Origin of the sequence: Martelella sp. NC20 (genome assembly GCF_013459645.1) — a bacterium.
In the GTDB taxonomy this organism is placed as follows: domain Bacteria; phylum Pseudomonadota; class Alphaproteobacteria; order Rhizobiales; family Rhizobiaceae; genus Martelella.
Genome location: NZ_CP054861.1, coordinates 4804188 through 4820474 on the forward strand (window position 1 = coordinate 4804188; position 16287 = coordinate 4820474).

General features: G+C 62.9%; 19 protein-coding genes. 11 read left to right on the plus strand and 8 right to left on the minus strand.

Annotated features, from left to right (window positions below; genetic code table 11):
* Window positions 1–39 precede the first annotated feature (39 nt).
* From lspA to HQ843_RS22960, 5 genes are all read right to left on the minus strand, one after another.
* The gene (gene lspA, locus HQ843_RS22940) at window positions 40–528 is read right to left on the minus strand and encodes a signal peptidase II (protein ID WP_180901026.1); all 489 of its coding nucleotides are present in this window, start codon (window positions 526–528) and stop codon (window positions 40–42) included.
* Window positions 525–1382, minus strand: coding sequence for a TrmH family RNA methyltransferase (locus HQ843_RS22945; protein ID WP_180901025.1), 858 nt, complete (start codon window positions 1380–1382; stop codon window positions 525–527). Before HQ843_RS22945 ends, lspA begins: the two co-directional genes overlap by 4 nt.
* Entirely contained in the window at window positions 1379–2482 is a 1104-nt protein-coding gene (locus tag HQ843_RS22950) for a class I SAM-dependent methyltransferase (RefSeq protein ID WP_180901024.1), read from the minus strand. Before HQ843_RS22950 ends, HQ843_RS22945 begins: the two co-directional genes overlap by 4 nt.
* Before the next feature lie 81 nt (window positions 2483–2563).
* A complete protein-coding gene (locus HQ843_RS22955; protein ID WP_180901023.1) occupies window positions 2564–2911 on the minus strand; it encodes a LapA family protein in 348 nt (115 codons plus the stop codon).
* 37 nt (window positions 2912–2948) lie between these two features.
* Entirely contained in the window at window positions 2949–3245 is a 297-nt protein-coding gene (locus tag HQ843_RS22960; RefSeq protein WP_180901022.1) for an integration host factor subunit beta, read from the minus strand.
* 436 nt (window positions 3246–3681) lie between these two features.
* Between HQ843_RS22960 and lptC the strand changes: the two genes are divergently transcribed.
* The 6 genes from lptC (at window position 3682) to ptsN (ending at window position 8820) form a co-directional block, all read left to right on the plus strand.
* Window positions 3682–4338, plus strand: a complete 657-nt coding sequence (gene lptC / locus HQ843_RS22965; RefSeq protein WP_180901021.1) for an LPS export ABC transporter periplasmic protein LptC — start codon at window positions 3682–3684, stop codon at window positions 4336–4338.
* 8 nt (window positions 4339–4346) lie between these two features.
* Window positions 4347–4910, plus strand: a complete 564-nt coding sequence (locus HQ843_RS22970; protein WP_180901020.1) for an LptA/OstA family protein — start codon at window positions 4347–4349, stop codon at window positions 4908–4910.
* Window positions 4852–5742: an LPS export ABC transporter ATP-binding protein gene (gene lptB, locus HQ843_RS22975; RefSeq protein ID WP_371822116.1), complete on the plus strand. Its 891-nt coding sequence runs from the start codon at window positions 4852–4854 to the stop codon at window positions 5740–5742. Before HQ843_RS22970 ends, lptB begins: the two co-directional genes overlap by 59 nt.
* 132 nt (window positions 5743–5874) lie before the next feature.
* Entirely contained in the window at window positions 5875–7401 is a 1527-nt protein-coding gene (gene rpoN, locus HQ843_RS22980) for an RNA polymerase factor sigma-54 (protein ID WP_180901018.1), read from the plus strand.
* A gap of 328 nt (window positions 7402–7729) precedes the next feature.
* Window positions 7730–8302 (plus strand): ribosome hibernation-promoting factor, HPF/YfiA family, encoded by a 573-nt coding sequence (hpf, locus tag HQ843_RS22985; protein ID WP_180901017.1) that lies wholly within the window; start codon window positions 7730–7732, stop codon window positions 8300–8302.
* Window positions 8303–8355: 53 nt separating this feature from the next.
* Window positions 8356–8820 (plus strand): PTS IIA-like nitrogen regulatory protein PtsN, encoded by a 465-nt coding sequence (ptsN, locus tag HQ843_RS22990; RefSeq protein ID WP_180901016.1) that lies wholly within the window; start codon window positions 8356–8358, stop codon window positions 8818–8820.
* Window positions 8821–9155: 335 nt separating this feature from the next.
* Here the strand turns inward: ptsN and grpE are convergent, their stop codons facing one another.
* Window positions 9156–9782, minus strand: a complete 627-nt coding sequence (grpE, locus tag HQ843_RS22995; protein WP_180901015.1) for a nucleotide exchange factor GrpE — start codon at window positions 9780–9782, stop codon at window positions 9156–9158.
* 109 nt (window positions 9783–9891) lie between these two features.
* Window positions 9892–10980 (minus strand): heat-inducible transcriptional repressor HrcA, encoded by a 1089-nt coding sequence (gene hrcA / locus HQ843_RS23000; protein WP_180901014.1) that lies wholly within the window; start codon window positions 10978–10980, stop codon window positions 9892–9894.
* A gap of 150 nt (window positions 10981–11130) precedes the next feature.
* Between hrcA and rph the strand changes: the two genes are divergently transcribed.
* The 5 genes from rph (at window position 11131) to HQ843_RS23025 (ending at window position 14749) form a co-directional block, all read left to right on the plus strand.
* Entirely contained in the window at window positions 11131–11853 is a 723-nt protein-coding gene (gene rph, locus HQ843_RS23005) for a ribonuclease PH (RefSeq protein WP_180901013.1), read from the plus strand.
* Between the two features lie 4 nt (window positions 11854–11857).
* Entirely contained in the window at window positions 11858–12271 is a 414-nt protein-coding gene (locus HQ843_RS23010; RefSeq protein WP_180903327.1) for a VOC family protein, read from the plus strand.
* Between the two features lie 219 nt (window positions 12272–12490).
* Window positions 12491–13135, plus strand: coding sequence for an RdgB/HAM1 family non-canonical purine NTP pyrophosphatase (gene rdgB, locus HQ843_RS23015; protein WP_180901011.1), 645 nt, complete (start codon window positions 12491–12493; stop codon window positions 13133–13135).
* A 14-nt stretch (window positions 13136–13149) separates the two neighbouring features.
* Window positions 13150–14307 carry a radical SAM family heme chaperone HemW gene (hemW, locus tag HQ843_RS23020; RefSeq protein ID WP_180901010.1) on the plus strand — a complete coding sequence of 386 codons (1158 nt, stop codon included), beginning with the start codon at window positions 13150–13152 and terminating at the stop codon, window positions 14305–14307.
* A gap of 94 nt (window positions 14308–14401) precedes the next feature.
* On the plus strand, window positions 14402–14749 hold the full coding sequence (locus HQ843_RS23025; protein WP_180901009.1) for a hypothetical protein: 348 nt from the start codon (window positions 14402–14404) through the stop codon (window positions 14747–14749).
* A 261-nt stretch (window positions 14750–15010) separates the two neighbouring features.
* Here the strand turns inward: HQ843_RS23025 and mnmA are convergent, their stop codons facing one another.
* A complete protein-coding gene (mnmA, locus tag HQ843_RS23030) occupies window positions 15011–16204 on the minus strand; it encodes a tRNA 2-thiouridine(34) synthase MnmA (protein WP_180901008.1) in 1194 nt (397 codons plus the stop codon).
* Window positions 16205–16287 lie beyond the last annotated feature (83 nt).

A 16287-nucleotide genomic window follows, 5' to 3' on the forward strand; every position in this document is an offset into this window, starting at 1 on the left:
GAATGGGCAACAGTTCCGCTAATATAGCGCTGAAGCCCCTCAGGCGTCGTCCTTGTCCGGCTGCTTCAGCAGGAACTCCTGAATGAAGATCATCACGGCGCCGATGGTGATGTAGCTGTCGGCGAGATTGAAGATCGGAAACGTCCAGTTGCCGACATGAAAGCGGATGTAATCGACGACGTGGCCATAGATGAAATGGTCGAGAATGTTGCCGAGCGCGCCTGACACCACCAGCGCGAAACCGAAAAGCGCGAACGCCTGCCCCGGCGCGGTTCGGCGCCAGAGATAGATCACCACCGCGACGATCACCAGACGCATCGCCACCAGCGCCCAGCCATTGGTGTCGGAAAGCAGCGAAAACGCGATGCCCGGATTATAGGTCTTGAACAGACCCAGAAACGGCAGCACGTCATAGGTCCGGTGCAGCGGAAGATAGATCTCGACGGCATATTTCACCACCGCGTCGATCAGAACGGCGATCACGATGAACAGGATTGCAGGCCCCGGACGGGAAAGCGGCGATGTCATCGGCCGGGCTCCTCAAGCGACAGAAGGTGGCGGCGCGCCTCGTAAAGCATCACGGCGGTGGCGACGGCCAGATTGAGCGAATCGGCCCGACCCTGCTGCGGTATGCGCGCAAGCCTGCCCGCGCCTTCGGCAAGTTCGGCCGGCAGGCCCTGCTGCTCGTTGCCCATCAGGAGCACGACCGGCTTTTTGGTATAGTCGATGGTGCGGTAATCGACGGAGCCCGCCAGATGGGTCGCGACGATTTCCGCGCCGCTTTTTTTCGCCCACTCAAGAAAGGCTCGCGGCTCGGCGCGCGAGACCGGCAGCGCGAACACCGATCCCATCGTCGCACGCACCGTCTCCAGCGAGAATGGGTCCGTCGTCTCGCCAACGAGAATGATCCCCGATGCGCCGGCGGCATCCGCCGTGCGGATGATCGTGCCGAGATTGCCGGGATCGCGCACCCGGTCGAGCGCGATATAGGTCTCGTCTTTCCTCGGCGTGATCTCGGCAAGCGGCCGGTAACGGCTTTCGAACACGCCGGCCACCATCTGCGGATTGTCGCGGCGGGTGATCGCGCCGAGCACTTTTTCCGAGACCTCGAGCACCAGCCCGCCGGAGGCGACGGTCTTGGCGGCCGCCTTTTCGACCGCCGGCTTGCCCTTGGCCGACTTGGCGTAGATCAGCGTGCGGATCATCCAGCCGAGTTCAAGCGCGTCGATGATCAGCTTCAGTCCTTCCGCGAGAAACGTGCCGCTTTCCTCACGATGCTTCTTCTGGCTGAGCGCCCTGATATCCTTGATGATCGGATTGGAGAGGCTGGTGACCTCCTTGACCGTGCCGACGCGCGGGGCGCGTTCCCTGTCGAAGCTCATTGTGGCAACCACCGCGCATAAAGTGAGGTCGAGAGCGCCCGGCCCGGCTCGTTTCCGGAAACCCCACTCTCGCGGATGACGAGTTCGCCCGATTCGACCACGCCGCCGAAGCCGCGCATGGTCTCCATCATAAGCTCATGGATCGAGTAGAAGCTGGCGCGGATCGAATAGGCGGTCAGCACCAGACCCAGCGCATCGGGCTTCAGGATCGCGCGGCAGAGATCGAGCATTTTCGGCAGGTGTTCGAACAGCTGCCAGATCTCGCCATTCGGACCACGACCGAATTTCGGCGGGTCGGTCAGGATGATGTCGTAGTGATTGCCGCGCCGCGCCTCGCGCTCGATGAATTTCATGGCGTCGTCGCAGATCCAGCGGATCGGCTTGTCGGAAAGGCCGGACAGCGCCTGGTTCTCGCGCGCCCAGCCGATCGCCTTCTTCGAGGCGTCGACATGGGTCACTTCCGCGCCGGCGGCCGCGGCCACCAGCGAGGCGACGCCGGTATAGCCGAACAGGTTGAGCACCTTCGGCTTCGCGCCGCCGCGTTTTCCCGCGGCCTCCAGCACGTCGCGCATCCACTGCCAGTGGGCGATCTGCTCGGGAAACACGCCGACATGGCGAAACGCGGTAAAGCGCCCCAGAAAATCGACATCCAGAATGCGAAGCGGCCAGGTTTCGCCCAGCGCCGCCTTGGGAAACATCCACCGGCCCATGCCCTCCTCATCGGTATCGCCGGTAAACACCGCATCGGCATTGGCCCAGGTCTTTTCATCCAGCAGCGGCGGCCACAGCGCCTGGGCTTCAGGGCGCACGATGCGATAGTCGCCATATTGTTCGAGCTTCAGCCCATGGCCGCTATCGATCAGATGGAAGCCGTCCGCCGATGCCGATTCGAGAATATGGGGAATGCGTTCGGCCGGCCGCTCGCCCTGCTTCATCGCCACCCATTGCGGCTCCGGCTGGCGGCTTTTCCGCTCGCCCGGTTCGCGCTGCTCATCGCGGCGGCGCGGATTTTGATCCTGCGCTGCCTTGACGGACGGCGCATTGCGGCCGTCGCCCCTGCCGGGCTTGCGGCGCGTCTTGTCCTGTCTCGAAGGCGTCATGAAAGACCGTATCCCGGGTTGGTCGGAAGCTCGCGGTTTATCAGCCCTGTCGGGAAAATGGCAAGTCCTGTCGGCACAGCCTCAGGCCGAGGGCAGCCGGTCGAGCGGCCGCGTTTGCGGCAATTCGGCGGGCCGGGTTTTCTGGCGATCGGCTTCCGCGCGCCATTCGGCAGCCTCGCGGCGCTTCGCCTTGGCCGTTTTGCGGTACTTGCGCTGGGAAAACCAGGTCGCCAGCGAGCCGAAGATCAATCCCAGAATGAACGCGGCGAAGATATAGACAAAGAACGGCGCCGAGACGGAAAGCACCTTGTCGTCGGCATTGAACGGGTTGAGCGCCATGGACACCGACTGGCGGTTTGCCACGCAAAGCACGATGAGCACGACCCCGACCGGCGCCAGAATGAGAATGTTGATCAGTTTCCTGGTCATGATGTGCCCGCCCCGATAGTGTCGCCGCATTCAGCGGTCAATTGCCGTCTTTCTGATCAGGATTGAGGCGTTCGCGCAGTTCCTTGCCGGTCTTGAAGAACGGCACCCACTTTTCCTCGACGAATACCGCGTCGCCGGTGCGCGGGTTTCGGCCCGAGCGCGAGGGTCGGTTTTTCACCGAAAAAGCGCCAAAACCGCGTAGTTCGACCCGGTTGCCCGAGGCCAGCGCATCGGCGATTTCATCGAGAATGGCGTTCACGATGTTCTCGACATCGCGGTGATAGAGATGCGGATTACGTGCCGCAACAATCTGAACCAGCTCCGACTTGATCACATTCGACCCCTCAAATCCATGATTTTCAATGCCAATTAGTCTGCCCGACAGACTATGGCCCGTCAACAAGTCAGATCGGCGACAAGACGACTTCGTCCCCCCGGACGCCGGTCTGACGCCGGTGAAGGTCTGATTCAGCCGTGTAACGCCTCAAACCTGACCTGTTTACGTTATACGCAACCCCGATTTCAAGTATGCGTAGGCATAAGATGGAGCGATTTTGCGGGTTGGGAACCCCGGCGACGGCGTTTTCGCCCGAGCGACCCCGAACGAAGGCCCCAATCGCGGTGCCGCTTGACAATCGGTCCGCCACACAGCACCTCCGCTTGATTGCGGGACTTCCGATGCCTAGATGGTCAACTTGTTCTCGATCGCAAAACATAATAATCGTGACGCTTGTAATAAAAGCGCGCAATGGACACCGAAACGGCACGGCATGAGCATTTCCGAGGCAGCAGACCGAACGCCGATCGATCAGGCTTTCCGCAGGGCGGCAAAGCACTCGCGCACCGTTCGGCGGCTGAAGATATTGCTGCCGATCGCCGCATTCGCGATCGCGCTCGCGCTGATCGCCACCGCCTTCGTGCAATCGCTGATGCCCGAAAATGTATCGCTTGGCGCGGCCACCATCGAAGACGGCATGATCGTCATGACCAATCCCGGCATCACCGGTCGCAACCGCGACGGCATACCGTATTCGCTGAAAGCCGACCGGGCGCTTCTTCCCGCCGCCAATCCCGATGACAGCACCGTGCTGCTGGAAAACGTGGTCGCCCAGGTCCCGGTCGAGGATTCGGTGACGGCGATCGTCGATGCGGCGCGCACGCTCTACAACCGCGCGACCGAGCACCTCGAGATCGACGAACCCTTCACCATCAAGCTTTCGAACGGCATGCATGCGGAATTCAACTCCGCCACTATCGATATCCAGGGCGGCACGCTCAAAAGCGATGATCCGGTCACGGTGACCGCGCCGCAGGCCTCGGTGGTTGCCCGAAACGTAAATATCACCGATAACGGACAGAAAATTCGGTTCGGGGGCGGTGTCCATGTTACACTTTCTCCTTCTGCCCTGGGCCAGGGCGATCAGTGAGGTTATCGATGGAGTTGGGCATTCTTAAATTCAGAACCGGCATGATCCCGGCGGCGGTCGCGATCGCCTCGATCTGTTTCGCCAGCCTTCCGGCAAAAACGGCATTCGCCCAGTCCACCGAGACCACCGGTTTCCAACTCGCCGGCGATCAACCGATCAATATCGACGCCGATGAATTCGAGGTCGATGACGCGACCAAGCTGATCACCTTTTCCGGCAATGTCGTTGCCGTGCAGGGCGTCAACACGGTGCGCGCCGCCAAGATGACGGTGCGCTACGAAGGCGGCTCCACCGGCATTGCCTCGGGCCAGGGCGATATCGACCGGATCGATCTTACCGGCGGCGTTCGTCTCGATACTGATACCCAGTCGGCAACCGGCGACACCGGCCATTTCGACATGCCGAGCCAGCAATTCGTGCTGGAGGGCAAGGAAGTGGTGCTCAAGGAAAACGGTAATGTCTTCGTCGGCTGCAAGCTGACGGTCAACATGGCAAGCAGCCAGGCCAAGCTTGATGCCTGTGGCAAGCGCGTCCAGATCCGTCTCAATCCGCAATCGCGGTCGGGCAACTGATCCGGGGGTGCAAGTGAACAAGACACAATCCCCAGCGCCGCGGCCTGCAGCCCCGACGGCACAAACCGCGTCGCCCAAAGCGGGCAACGGCCGACGCACCGTCAATTACGAAGGCACGCTGATTGCCGAAGGCCTGACCAAGTCCTACCGCAACCGCCGCGTCGTGAACGGCGTGTCGCTGGTCGTGCGCCGCGGAGAGGCCGTCGGCCTGCTCGGCCCGAATGGCGCCGGCAAGACCACCTGCTTCTACATGATCACCGGCCTTGTCCCGGTCGACGAAGGCCGTATCGCGCTGCATGGGCGCGATGTCACGGGCCTGCCGATGTATCGCCGCGCCAGGCTCGGCGTCGGCTACCTGCCGCAGGAGGCCTCGATCTTCCGCGGACTGACCGTCGAAAACAACATCCGCGCCGTTCTGGAACTCACACCGCTGAAAAAACGCGAACGCGAGGACAAGCTCGAACAGCTGATGGAGGAGTTCGGCATCGCAGGGCTCAGGAAGTCGCCGGCCGTGGCGCTTTCGGGCGGGGAGCGGCGACGCCTCGAGATCGCCCGCGCGCTTGCCACGGATCCGGCCTTCATGCTGCTTGACGAACCGTTTGCGGGCGTCGACCCGATTTCGGTCTCGGATATCCAGGGCCTGATCCGTCATCTGACGCAGCGCGGCATCGGCGTGCTGATCACCGACCACAATGTGCGCGAAACGCTCGGCATGATCGACCGGGCCTATATCATTCATGCCGGTGAGGTTCTGACCCACGGCAAGGCCTCGGAAATCGTCGCCAACAGCGATGTCCGCAGGCTTTATCTCGGCGATAATTTCAGCCTTTGAGGTCATGCGCCGGAGTTTGAGAGCGCGCTCTCGATTCAGGCTTGATCCGCAAGCAATTTTTATGCCAATCTCCCCGCCTGAACAGGTCGGCTTCTGCCGGCCATGCATTTTTCGTGGGGGTTTTGCGTTTTCATGGCACTCGGCGCCAATCTGTTTCTGAGGCAGAACCAATCGCTGGTTATGACCCCGCAGTTGATGCAGTCGATCCAGCTTCTGCAGATGCCGCATGCGGAGCTCACCGCCTTTATCGCGCAGGAAGTCGAAAAGAACCCGCTTCTGGAAATGACCGGCGATGAAGGCCGCGGGGATGAAAAGCACGAAGCCGCTGAGCTTGTCGCACATGAAAGCCCGGAGCCTTCGAGCGACTGGTTCCGCGAAGACCGCCAGGCCTCCGACAGCCTGAAGGAAAGCCTCGACAGCAATTACGACAGCGCTTTCAGCGAGGATGCCCCGCCGCTCCGGCCCGATGCGCCAGAGCTGATGAGCCAGTGGAAGTCGATGCCCGGCAGCGGCAGCGCCGATCACGTCGACCTCGACGAGTTCGTCGCCAGCCGGCGCTGCCTGCGCGACCATGTGACCGACCAGATCGCCCTGACCTTCCGCAGCGCGCGCGCGCAGGCGATCGCACGCCACCTGATCGACTATCTCGACGAGGCCGGATATTTCCAGGGGGAGCCGCACGAAATTGCCGCCAGCGTCGGGATCGATACGGACGAGGTGACGCAGGTGCTTTCAGCGCTCAAATCGCTCGATCCGCCGGGCATTTTCGCTCAGTCTCTGTCGGATTGCCTGCGCGAGCAGCTCAGGCAATGCGGCAGGCTGGACCCCGCCATGGAGGCCCTGGTCGACAATCTCGATCTTTTGGCGCGACGGGATTTTCAGAAACTGAGGCGCATCTGCGGGGTCGATGACGACGACCTGCTCGACATGTTGGGGGAATTGCGAAGGCTGAACCCGAAACCCGCCAGCGCGTTCTCCAGCCACCCGAGCGAATCAGTCCTGCCCGACGTCATCGTCACCGAGAGGCCCGGCGGCGACTGGCAGATCGAACTCAACAGCGACACCCTGCCGAGGGTGCTGGTCAATCGCTCGTATCTGGCCCAGGTCAGGGCATCGCAGGGCATGTCGGAGGCTGACCGCACCTTCCTCAACACCTGCCTGCAGAATGCCAACTGGCTGACCCGCAGCCTGGATCAGCGGGCCCGCACCATACTGAAGGTCGCCGGTGAGATCGTACGCCTGCAGGACGGTTTCCTCCGACATGGCGTCGACCATCTGCGCCCGCTCAATCTCAGAACGGTGGCGGATGCGATCAAGATGCACGAATCGACCGTCAGCCGGGTCACCTCCAACAAGTTCATCCTCACGCCGCGCGGGCTGTTCGAACTGCGCTATTTCTTTACCGTTTCGATCGCCGGCGCCGATGAGGACGCCGCGAGCCACTCCGCCGAAGCCGTGCGCCACAAGATCAGGCGGCTGATCGACACCGAGATGCCGGCCACAGTGCTTTCCGACGATGACATCGCCGCGGCGCTGAAGGAAGACGGGATCACGCTTGCCCGCCGGACGGTTGCCAAATACCGCGAAGCCATGAACATCCCCTCCTCCGTCCAGCGCCGGCGGGAGAAGCGGGCCTATGCCCGGGTTGCTGCCGGCTGAAGCGGCGAAGGCCGGACAAAACAACGGCCGCATTGACTTCGCCGTCCATGAACGCTAGAGCATCCGCCGCAAAGGGGCGCGAACCGACAGTTTAATGGTTTTGTGACCGGACGCCGGCGTCGATATGACGAGCCCAACTGGCGGACGGCACGAAAAACGCGGAACGAATTGCAAATTTCCCGCTGGCAAACGGCTGAAAAAAGCCCAAATACATATCGATGACCGGTTGTCATCGCACTGCCACTCGGGCCGACAAACCGAACCTCTTGGAGGAGATCGAGGCTTGGCCTACACTGGCTCGTGCAAACACGAAAAGAAGGGAATAACCATGAGTGTTCGCGTCTCGGGCAAACAGATGGAAGTCGGCGAGGCTTTCCGCGAAAGAATCGAGGACCAGATCGAGGAAGCGGTCACGAAATATTTCGACGGCGGCTATTCGAGCCAGGTAACCGTGGAAAAGGCCGGCGGCGGCTTTGAGGCCGATTGCAAGGTCCACCTCGACAGCGGCGCCGTGCTACACGCGGCCGGCAAGGCGCACGATCCCCAGGCCGCCTTCGAGGCAGCCTTCGAGCGGATCGCCAAGCGCCTGCGCCGCTACAAGCGCAAGCTGAAGGACCACCATCACAATGGCCATGCCGTTTCCGCCGAATTTGCCTATTCGGTGATGGACACGCCACCGGAGGATGACGCGGAAATTCCCGAGGACTACGCGCCGGCGATCGTCGCGGAGGCCCGGGCCGAGGTGCGCACCATGGCTGTGGCAACCGCCGTCATGGCGCTGGACATGACCGACAAGCCGCTGATGCTGTTCCGCAACCCGGACAACAAGACGCTGAACATCGTGTATCGCCGCCCGGATGGCAATATCGGCTGGATCGACACAGCCGGCATTCAGGGCTGACTTCAAACCGGCGGGCGCCGCAAGGCGTCCGCTTCACGCCAGGATACCAGGACATGGCACTCGACGACCTGCTGAAACAGGAAGCGATCATCCCCGCCCTCAAGGCCAATTCCAAGAAGCAATTGCTGCAGGAACTCGCCGCCCGGGCGGAAGCCGTGACCGGGATACCGGAGCGTGAAATCTTCGACATCGTGCTGCAACGCGAGCGGCTGGGCTCGACCGGCGTCGGCAACGGCATCGCCATCCCGCACGGCAAGCTGCCGAAGCTCGACCACATCGCCGGCGTTTTCGCGCGGCTTCAGCACCCGGTGAATTTCGACGCGCTCGACGACCAGCCCGTCGACCTCGCCTTTCTGCTGCTGGCGCCGGAAGGCGCTGGCGCGGATCATTTGAAAGCGCTCTCACGGGTCGCCCGCCTGCTGCGTGACCCGGAACTGACCCGCAAGCTGCGCGCCTCCGATACCGAAAGCGCGATCTACGCCTTCCTGAATTCCGACCCGGATTCCTCGGCGGCCTGAGGGACCTCGCACCCGGGTCTCTTTTTCCCATTATTCTATACGGCGCTGAATGCAAAAGGGCGCTCCGCGATGACGGAACGCCCGGACTGCTGCCAAAGCCCCCTCCTCCGTCATGCCGGGCTTGAGCCGGCATCCAGGGCAGTATGGCGATGTCGTTACGATAAATATGATGATGCTAATGCGCCCGTCGCTCCGCCGTCATCCCGGCTCAGGGCCGGGATGAGGGCGCGGAGGAGGAAACGCCGTGACTGCGCACAGAGCTTCTGAACAAATTGAGGCGCTCCGCGATCGCGGAACGCCTCAATAATTTCAATGCCAGCGCATTTCAGTGCGCCTTACTCGTCCTTCGGCGCCTCTTCGGCGGCTTGCGGCTGCTCCGCTTTCGGACCGCCCTTTGAAACGCCGACCATCGCCGGACGCAGCACCCGCTCGCCAATCATGTAGCCGGCCTGCACCACCTGCACCACCGTGTTGGCGGGGATCTCCGGGTTCGGCACTTCGAACATCGCCTGGTGGATATTGGGGTCGAAGCGCTCGCCCTCGGCCTCGATCTTCTTCACGCCGTGACGTTCGAGGCCGGAAAGCATCGAACGCTCGGTCATTTCGACGCCTTCGATGAAGCCCCTGATTTCCTCGGTGCGCTTGTCTTGCGGGATCGCATCGAGCGCGCGGCGCAGATTGTCGGAAACGCCGAGCATGTCGCGCGCGAACGCGGTCACGGCGTAGGCCTTGGCGTCCTTGACATCGCGGGCGGTGCGGCGGCGCAGGTTTTCCATCTCGGCGGCAAGCCGCAGCAACTGGTCGCGCTGCTTTTCGTTTTCGGCGCGCAGGATATCGATCGGATCGGGTTCGGCCTCTTCGGCGATATCCTCGGCGGCTGCAGCGTCCATCTCGGCTTCGAGGTCGAGCACCGTTTCCCTGATTTCCTCGTCAGTTCCGTTTTTCTTGGTCTCGTCGGTCATGACGTCTCCGCAGATTGCATTCCATTGGTGAATTTATTGAGCCCCGATATCGAGGTTAAGCATCGAAAAATCAAGGTCCGATATGGGGCCGGTATGGGTTTTGCCGCAATCAGCGCCTACTGGAAAGCCGCGACAGCAGATGGGCGGTATAATCGACCATCGGCACGACACGCGCATAGTTCAGGCGGGTCGGCCCGATCACGCCGACAGCGCCGACGACCTGATTGTCGCCGTCGCGATAGGGCGCGACCACCAGCGAGGAACCGGACAGCGAAAACAGCTTGTTTTCCGAGCCGATGAAGATCCTGACGCCGGAGCCGCTTTCGGCAAGGTTGATCAGCTCGATCAGGCTGTCCTTCTTTTCGAGATCGTCGAACAGCATGCGCAACCGGTCGATATCGGCGGCATCCGCCACCCCTTCGAGCAGATTGGCGCGCCCGCGCACGATCAGCCGCCCCGGATTGCCGTCTTCGTTACTGCCCGACCACAAGGCAAGTCCGCGCCCCACGAGATCCTGCGACAACTGATCGAGTTCGTGGCGCACCCGGTCCTTCAACCGCGTCAGCACCGATTTCAGCTCCGGCAGCGTCTGGCCGTTCAGATGGGCATTGAGAAAATTCGCGGCCGCCGTCAGTTGCGAAGAGGTGGTGCCGGCGGGAAGATCGATGATCCGGTTTTCGACCTGATTGTGCTCGCCGACCAGCACGGCCAGCGCCTTGGTCGGCTCCAGACGGATGAACTCGACATGTTTCAGCACGGTGTCGCTCTTCGACGTCATCACCAGTCCGGCCCCGCGCGACATGCCGGAGAGCATCTGGCTCGCCTCGTCCAGCAGCGTCTCCACCGGCTGGCCGCTGCCGATACCGCCCATCTGGCGTTCGATCTCGGCGCGCTCGCCCTCGGCAAGGTCGCCGATCTGCATATAGGCATCCACGAAGAAGCGCAGGCCGCTTTCGGTCGGCAGCCGGCCGGCGCTGATATGCGGGGCATAGATCAGGCCGAGTTCCTCGAGATCGCTCATGACGTTGCGCACCGATGCCGGCGACAGCGACATCGGCAGAAGCCGCGACAGATTGCGCGAGCCGAGCGGCTCGCCGCTCTCCAGATAGGTTTCGACAATGCGGCGGAACACCTCGCGCGAGCGGTCGTCGAGCGAGATGGCGGGCATATCAACCTTTGTTTTGCGATCTGTGGTCATGCACCTTTGCCGGAACGTGAGAAAGCTTCCCGCCTAATATAGTGCGAAGCCGCGCGGGCGCAATTGAGGGCTGATCTCACACCGTTTTTCTTTGCAAAAGCGGGCGCATGCTCGTAGAACGCGGCCAAAGGCAACCGGAAGGACCACACCATGCGGCCATCAGGCAGACAACTCACCCAGATGCGCAAAGTCTCGTTCGAGCGCGGCTACTCCAAGCACGCCGAAGGCTCCTGCCTGGTGAAGTTCGGAGACACCCATGTGCTGTGCACCGCCTCGCTCGAAGAGCGCGTGCCGCCGTGGCTGCGCAATGGCGGCAAGGGCTGGGTGACGGCCGAATACGGCATGCTGCCGCGCGCCACCGGGGAACGCATGCGCCGCGAGGCATCCGCCGGCAAGCAGGGCGGCCGCACGCTCGAAATCCAGCGCCTGATCGGCCGTTCGCTGCGCGCCGTCGTCGATCTCGAAGCGCTGGGAGAGCGCCAGATCAGCGTCGACTGCGACGTGATCCAGGCCGATGGCGGCACCCGCACGGCCTCCATCACCGGCGCATGGATCGCTCTGCATGATTGCCTGAAGTGGATGGAAGCGCGCAACATGGTCAAGTCCGGCAAGGTGCTGAAGGACCATGTCGCGGCGATTTCCTGCGGCATCTTCGCCGACCAGCCGGTCATCGACCTCGATTATCTCGAGGATTCCTCCGCCGAGACCGACGCCAATTTCGTCATGACCGGCGCCGGCGGGATCGTCGAGATCCAGGGCACCGCCGAAGGCAAGCCGTTCAGCCAGGACGAGTTCCTGACGCTGCTGGATCTGGCCCGCAACGGTGTTGCCGAACTGGTCGAGTTGCAGAAGAAGACCGTCGAGGGCGCGTGACGCGATGACCAGCCCGATCGCCGCCATTCTGGAGACCGCGCTTTACGTCGATGACCTCGACGCCGCCGAGCGGTTTTACGGCGGCGTTCTGGGCCTTGAGAGGATTTCTCGCGCCGGCGACCGGCATGTGTTCTTCCGCTGCGGCCCGGGCGTGCTTCTTATCTTCAATCCGGACGAGACGATCATACCCGCGCCGCCGGATGCCCTGCCCGTTCCCGCCCACGGCGCGCGCGGCCCGGGCCATGCCTGTTTCCGGCTTGAAGGCGACGATTTCGCAGCCCTGCTCAAGCGCCTCGCCGACCATGACATCGCCATCGAAAGCGATTTCCGCTGGCCGAACGGCGCCCGCTCCGTCTATTTCCGCGACCCCGCCGGCAACAGCCTTGAATGCGCCGAGGGCAGGCTCTGGGGGGTGTGATGACGAGGTTTGCGTCCCTCCTCCCTTCAATCTCTCCCCTTGAGGGAGAGATGCCCCGACAGGGGCAGAGAGGGGTGAACCGTTTCGGCAAATTCGGAATTGGCGGCTCACGCCCTATACCCCTCTCTGTCGCTTTCGCGACATCTCCCCCTCAAGGGGGGAGATTGGTTGGGGGCTATGCGGCCAAAACCCTTTCATCCTGCCTTATTGGGACCTGACATGCGCAAACTCGAGACCAAGACCATCGTCGTCGCTAGCCACAATGCCGGAAAGATCGCGGAGATCGCGGACCTGATCGGCCCGCTAGGTTTTTCCGCACGATCGGCGGCCGAACTGAATTTCGACGTGCCCGAAGAGACCGGTACGACATTCGAGGAAAACGCCGCCATCAAGGCGCTGGCCTCGGCTCGCAAATCCGGCATGCCGGCGCTTGCCGATGATTCCGGGATCGCCGTCGACGCGCTCGATGGCGCGCCGGGCGTCTATACCGCCGACTGGGCGGAAACGGCCGATGGCAGCCGCGATTTCGCGATGGCGATGGAAAAGGTCGAGAAGCTGCTGGCGGAAAAAGGCGCAACCACGCCCGAAAACCGCACCGCCCGCTTCGTCTGCGTCCTCTGTCTCGCCTGGCCCGATGGCCACACCGAGACCTTCCGGGGCGAGGTCGAGGGCACGCTGATCTGGCCGCCGCGCGGCGACAAGGGCCATGGCTACGACCCGGTGTTCAGGCCGGCGGGCCATGACAGGACCTTCGGTGAAATGGAAACCGACGAGAAGACCCGTGGCGGGCCTGAGGATGGCGGCGCGCTGTCGCATCGCGCCCGCGCCTTCCGCCTGTTCGTCGAAAAGGGGCTGTCACGCTGAGCGATCCGCAAACCATGGCCCGCGACGACGGCGAACCCGGTTTCGGCGTCTATCTGCACTGGCCGTTCTGCGCGGCCAAATGCCCCTATTGCGATTTCAACAGCCATGTCCGCCACCAGCCTGTCGATCAGCAGCGGTTTCAGGCGGCGTTTATCCGCGAGATCGACCATATGCGCGCGCTGTCCGGCCCGCGCGCGGTCACCAGCATCTTCATCGGCGGCGGCACGCCCTCGCTGATGGCGCCGGAAACGCTGGGCGGCATTCTGGATGCCGTCGCGAAGGCCTGGCATGTGCCGGATGGAATCGAGATCACGCTGGAGGCCAATCCCTCGAGCGTCGAGGCAACGCGTTTTCGCGGCTATCGCGCCGCCGGCGTCAACCGCGTCTCGATGGGCGTTCAGGCGCTCGACGACCGGCAATTGCGGTTTCTCGGACGGCTGCACACTGTCGAACAGGCGCTCGGCGCGATCCGGCTTGCGCGCGACATCTTCCCGCGCATGTCGTTCGACCTGATCTATGCCCGGCCCGGCCAGACTGCGGCCGACTGGGAGGCCGAACTCAACCGCGCGATCGATCTCGCCGCCGATCACCTGTCGCTCTACCAACTCACGATCGAGGAAGGCACGCCGTTCTACGCGCTGCACAAGGCCGGAAAGCTGACCGTGCCGGACGAGGATCACGCCGCCGAACTCTACGAGATCACGCAGGCCGTGACGACAGCACGCGGATTGCCCGCCTATGAGGTCTCCAACCACGCCCGACCGGGCGCGGAAAGCCGTCACAACCTCACCTACTGGCGCTACGGCGATTATGCCGGCATCGGCCCCGGCGCTCATGGCAGGCTCCAGACCGCCGGTGAAAAGCTCGCGACGGCTGACGAGCGGCATCCGGAGACCTGGCTGTCGATGGTGGAGGGCACCGGCAACGGCATTGCCGAGCAGACCGCGCTCGCAGGTGAGGAACAGGCCGACGAATTGCTGCTGATGGGGCTGCGCGTGGTCGAAGGGGTCGACCTTGCCCGATGGTCGTCGCTTGCCGGCAAGGCGATCGATGCCGAGCGCGAGGCCTTCCTGATCGACCTTGGCCTTGTCGAGCGCATCGGCAACCACAGGCTGAGGGCAACGCCCGAGGGCATGCTGGTTTTAAACCGTGTGGTTGCGGAACTCGCCTGATCGACAATCAGCGCTGAACGTGGGATATCGGGAACCGGCGTCGTTCAACCGCGTTCCTGTAACGTTGACTGCCGTGTCGAAAGGGAGATCGAGAATGGCAAGCGCGTCCTACACCCACCGCAATATCCGCGACCGGCTGAGCGCTGCGGTCTGCATCATCTTCGCGCTCTATATGGGCTATCTCGCGCATCGTGACGGCGTAGCGCTGGCGCCCTCGATCTTCTACGGGCTGATCGCCTTCGTGCTGCTTGCCATCGTGCTGATGGTGCTCAGAAGCTTCATCTACGCGCTGATCATCGCGGCGCTTCTGGTGTGGCTCGCCGCCTATATGGGTTTCGACTGGGCCGACAGGCTGATCGCCTACGTCCATCAGTTGCTGACCCTGGGCTACCAGGAATCGCTGAAGCTGTTCATGGCGGCCGAAAAGCCGATCACGACGTGACAAGCTTGGTCTCACGACCCACCTCCTGCCAACCACGTCCGTCATCCCGGCCCTGAGCCGGGATCCAGAGCCGCTTGTGGTGACGCTATAAAGGGTCTTCGCGCGCAAGGACTTGCGCTTGCTGGAATCCGGCTCAAGGCCGGAATGACGGTAGAGAGGGAGGAAACGCCGGAGCACCCACCAAACTCTTCAACAAACGGCGACGATCGCGACGTAACCGACCTGCCCGGCGGCATACCGCTGCCGGGAACGGGATGACGCTCAGGCGGCAAGCCCGTTCATCAGGCTCTTCAGCGCCGCCTCGGCCTCCGCCGAACGCTCGGAACGGTCGATGAAGCCGCCGCCGAAGACGCGGGCGTCGTTACCGGGCGCGTCGTAGAGGACGCAGGCCTGCCCGCTGGCAATGCCGGCCTCGCCTTCCAGGAGATCGACGTAGACGCCGTTCTCATCGGCGCGCAGGACAACCGGAAGCGGCGGCCTTGTGGAACGCACCTTGGCGAAACATTCGAAGCCGCCCGCCGCTTCGCCGGCAAGCGGGCGATCGCCCAGCCAGTTGACGTCGCGCAGATAGATCCGTCGGGTTTCCAGCGCCTCGCGCGGGCCGACGACGACGCGGCGCGAGCGGGCATCGAGATAGACCACGTAAAGCGGCTCGCCGGTGGCAACCCCAAGCCCCTTGCGCTGACCGATCGTATAGCGGACGATGCCTTCATGGCGGCCCAGTACGCGGCCGTCGAGATGGACGATCTCGCCGGAAAGCTCGGCATTCGGCCTGAGCTTGGCGATGACATCGGAATATTTGCCCTGCGGCACGAAACAGATGTCCTGGCTGTCCGGCTTGTCAGCGACGATCAGGCCCATTTCCCCGGCAAGCTTGCGGGTCGCAGCCTTCGGCAGCCCGCCGAGCGGAAAGCGCAGGAAATCGATCTGTTCCTGCGTGGTCGCAAACAGGAAGTAGCTCTGGTCGCGCTCGGCATCGACCGGGCGATAAAGCGCGCGCCGCATCGGGTTGTCGGCGGACGGATTGGGGGCCGAGCGGATATAATGGCCGGTCGCCAGCGCATCGGCGCCGAGCTCGCGCGCGGTCGTCAAAAGGTCGGCGAACTTGACCGTCTGGTTGCAGGCAACGCAGGGGATCGGCGTCTCGCCGGCGATATAGGCCTCGGCGAAGGGATTGATCACCGTTTCGCGAAACCGCGCCTCGTAATCCAGCACATAATGCGGAATGCCGAGACGCTCGCTGACACGGCGCGCATCGTCGATATCCTGTCCCGCGCAGCACGAGCCGGCGCGGTGCACCGCTGCCCCATGGTCGTATAGCTGCAGGGTAATGCCGAGGACGTCATAGCCCTCGCGCTGCAACAGCCCGGCCACCACCGAGCTGTCGACGCCGCCGGACATCGCCACGACGACGCGGGTGTCCTGCGGCTTCTTGTCAAAACCGAGTGTGTTCATGATCCGCCAGTCCAGTTCAAGGTTGGATGTGAATCCGATATTTTCCGGTGATATAGAGGCCTTGCGCCAAAGACGCAAGAAAT

Coding starts and splice junctions, on each gene's coding strand:
- lspA (WP_180901026.1), bottom strand. CDS start 528: ATGACATCGCCGCTTTCCCGTCCGGGGCCTGCAATCCTGTTCATCGTG.
- HQ843_RS22945 (WP_180901025.1), bottom strand. CDS start 1,382: ATGAGCTTCGACAGGGAACGCGCCCCGCGCGTCGGCACGGTCAAGGAG.
- HQ843_RS22950 (WP_180901024.1), bottom strand. CDS start 2,482: ATGACGCCTTCGAGACAGGACAAGACGCGCCGCAAGCCCGGCAGGGGC.
- HQ843_RS22955 (WP_180901023.1), bottom strand. CDS start 2,911: ATGACCAGGAAACTGATCAACATTCTCATTCTGGCGCCGGTCGGGGTC.
- lptC (WP_180901021.1), top strand. CDS start 3,682: ATGAGCATTTCCGAGGCAGCAGACCGAACGCCGATCGATCAGGCTTTC.
- HQ843_RS22970 (WP_180901020.1), top strand. CDS start 4,347: ATGGAGTTGGGCATTCTTAAATTCAGAACCGGCATGATCCCGGCGGCG.
- lptB (WP_371822116.1), top strand. CDS start 4,852: ATGCCTGTGGCAAGCGCGTCCAGATCCGTCTCAATCCGCAATCGCGGT.
- rpoN (WP_180901018.1), top strand. CDS start 5,875: ATGGCACTCGGCGCCAATCTGTTTCTGAGGCAGAACCAATCGCTGGTT.
- hpf (WP_180901017.1), top strand. CDS start 7,730: ATGAGTGTTCGCGTCTCGGGCAAACAGATGGAAGTCGGCGAGGCTTTC.
- ptsN (WP_180901016.1), top strand. CDS start 8,356: ATGGCACTCGACGACCTGCTGAAACAGGAAGCGATCATCCCCGCCCTC.
- grpE (WP_180901015.1), bottom strand. CDS start 9,782: ATGACCGACGAGACCAAGAAAAACGGAACTGACGAGGAAATCAGGGAA.
- hrcA (WP_180901014.1), bottom strand. CDS start 10,980: ATGACCACAGATCGCAAAACAAAGGTTGATATGCCCGCCATCTCGCTC.
- rph (WP_180901013.1), top strand. CDS start 11,131: ATGCGGCCATCAGGCAGACAACTCACCCAGATGCGCAAAGTCTCGTTC.
- HQ843_RS23010 (WP_180903327.1), top strand. CDS start 11,858: ATGACCAGCCCGATCGCCGCCATTCTGGAGACCGCGCTTTACGTCGAT.
- rdgB (WP_180901011.1), top strand. CDS start 12,491: ATGCGCAAACTCGAGACCAAGACCATCGTCGTCGCTAGCCACAATGCC.
- hemW (WP_180901010.1), top strand. CDS start 13,150: ATGGCCCGCGACGACGGCGAACCCGGTTTCGGCGTCTATCTGCACTGG.
- HQ843_RS23025 (WP_180901009.1), top strand. CDS start 14,402: ATGGCAAGCGCGTCCTACACCCACCGCAATATCCGCGACCGGCTGAGC.
- mnmA (WP_180901008.1), bottom strand. CDS start 16,204: ATGAACACACTCGGTTTTGACAAGAAGCCGCAGGACACCCGCGTCGTC.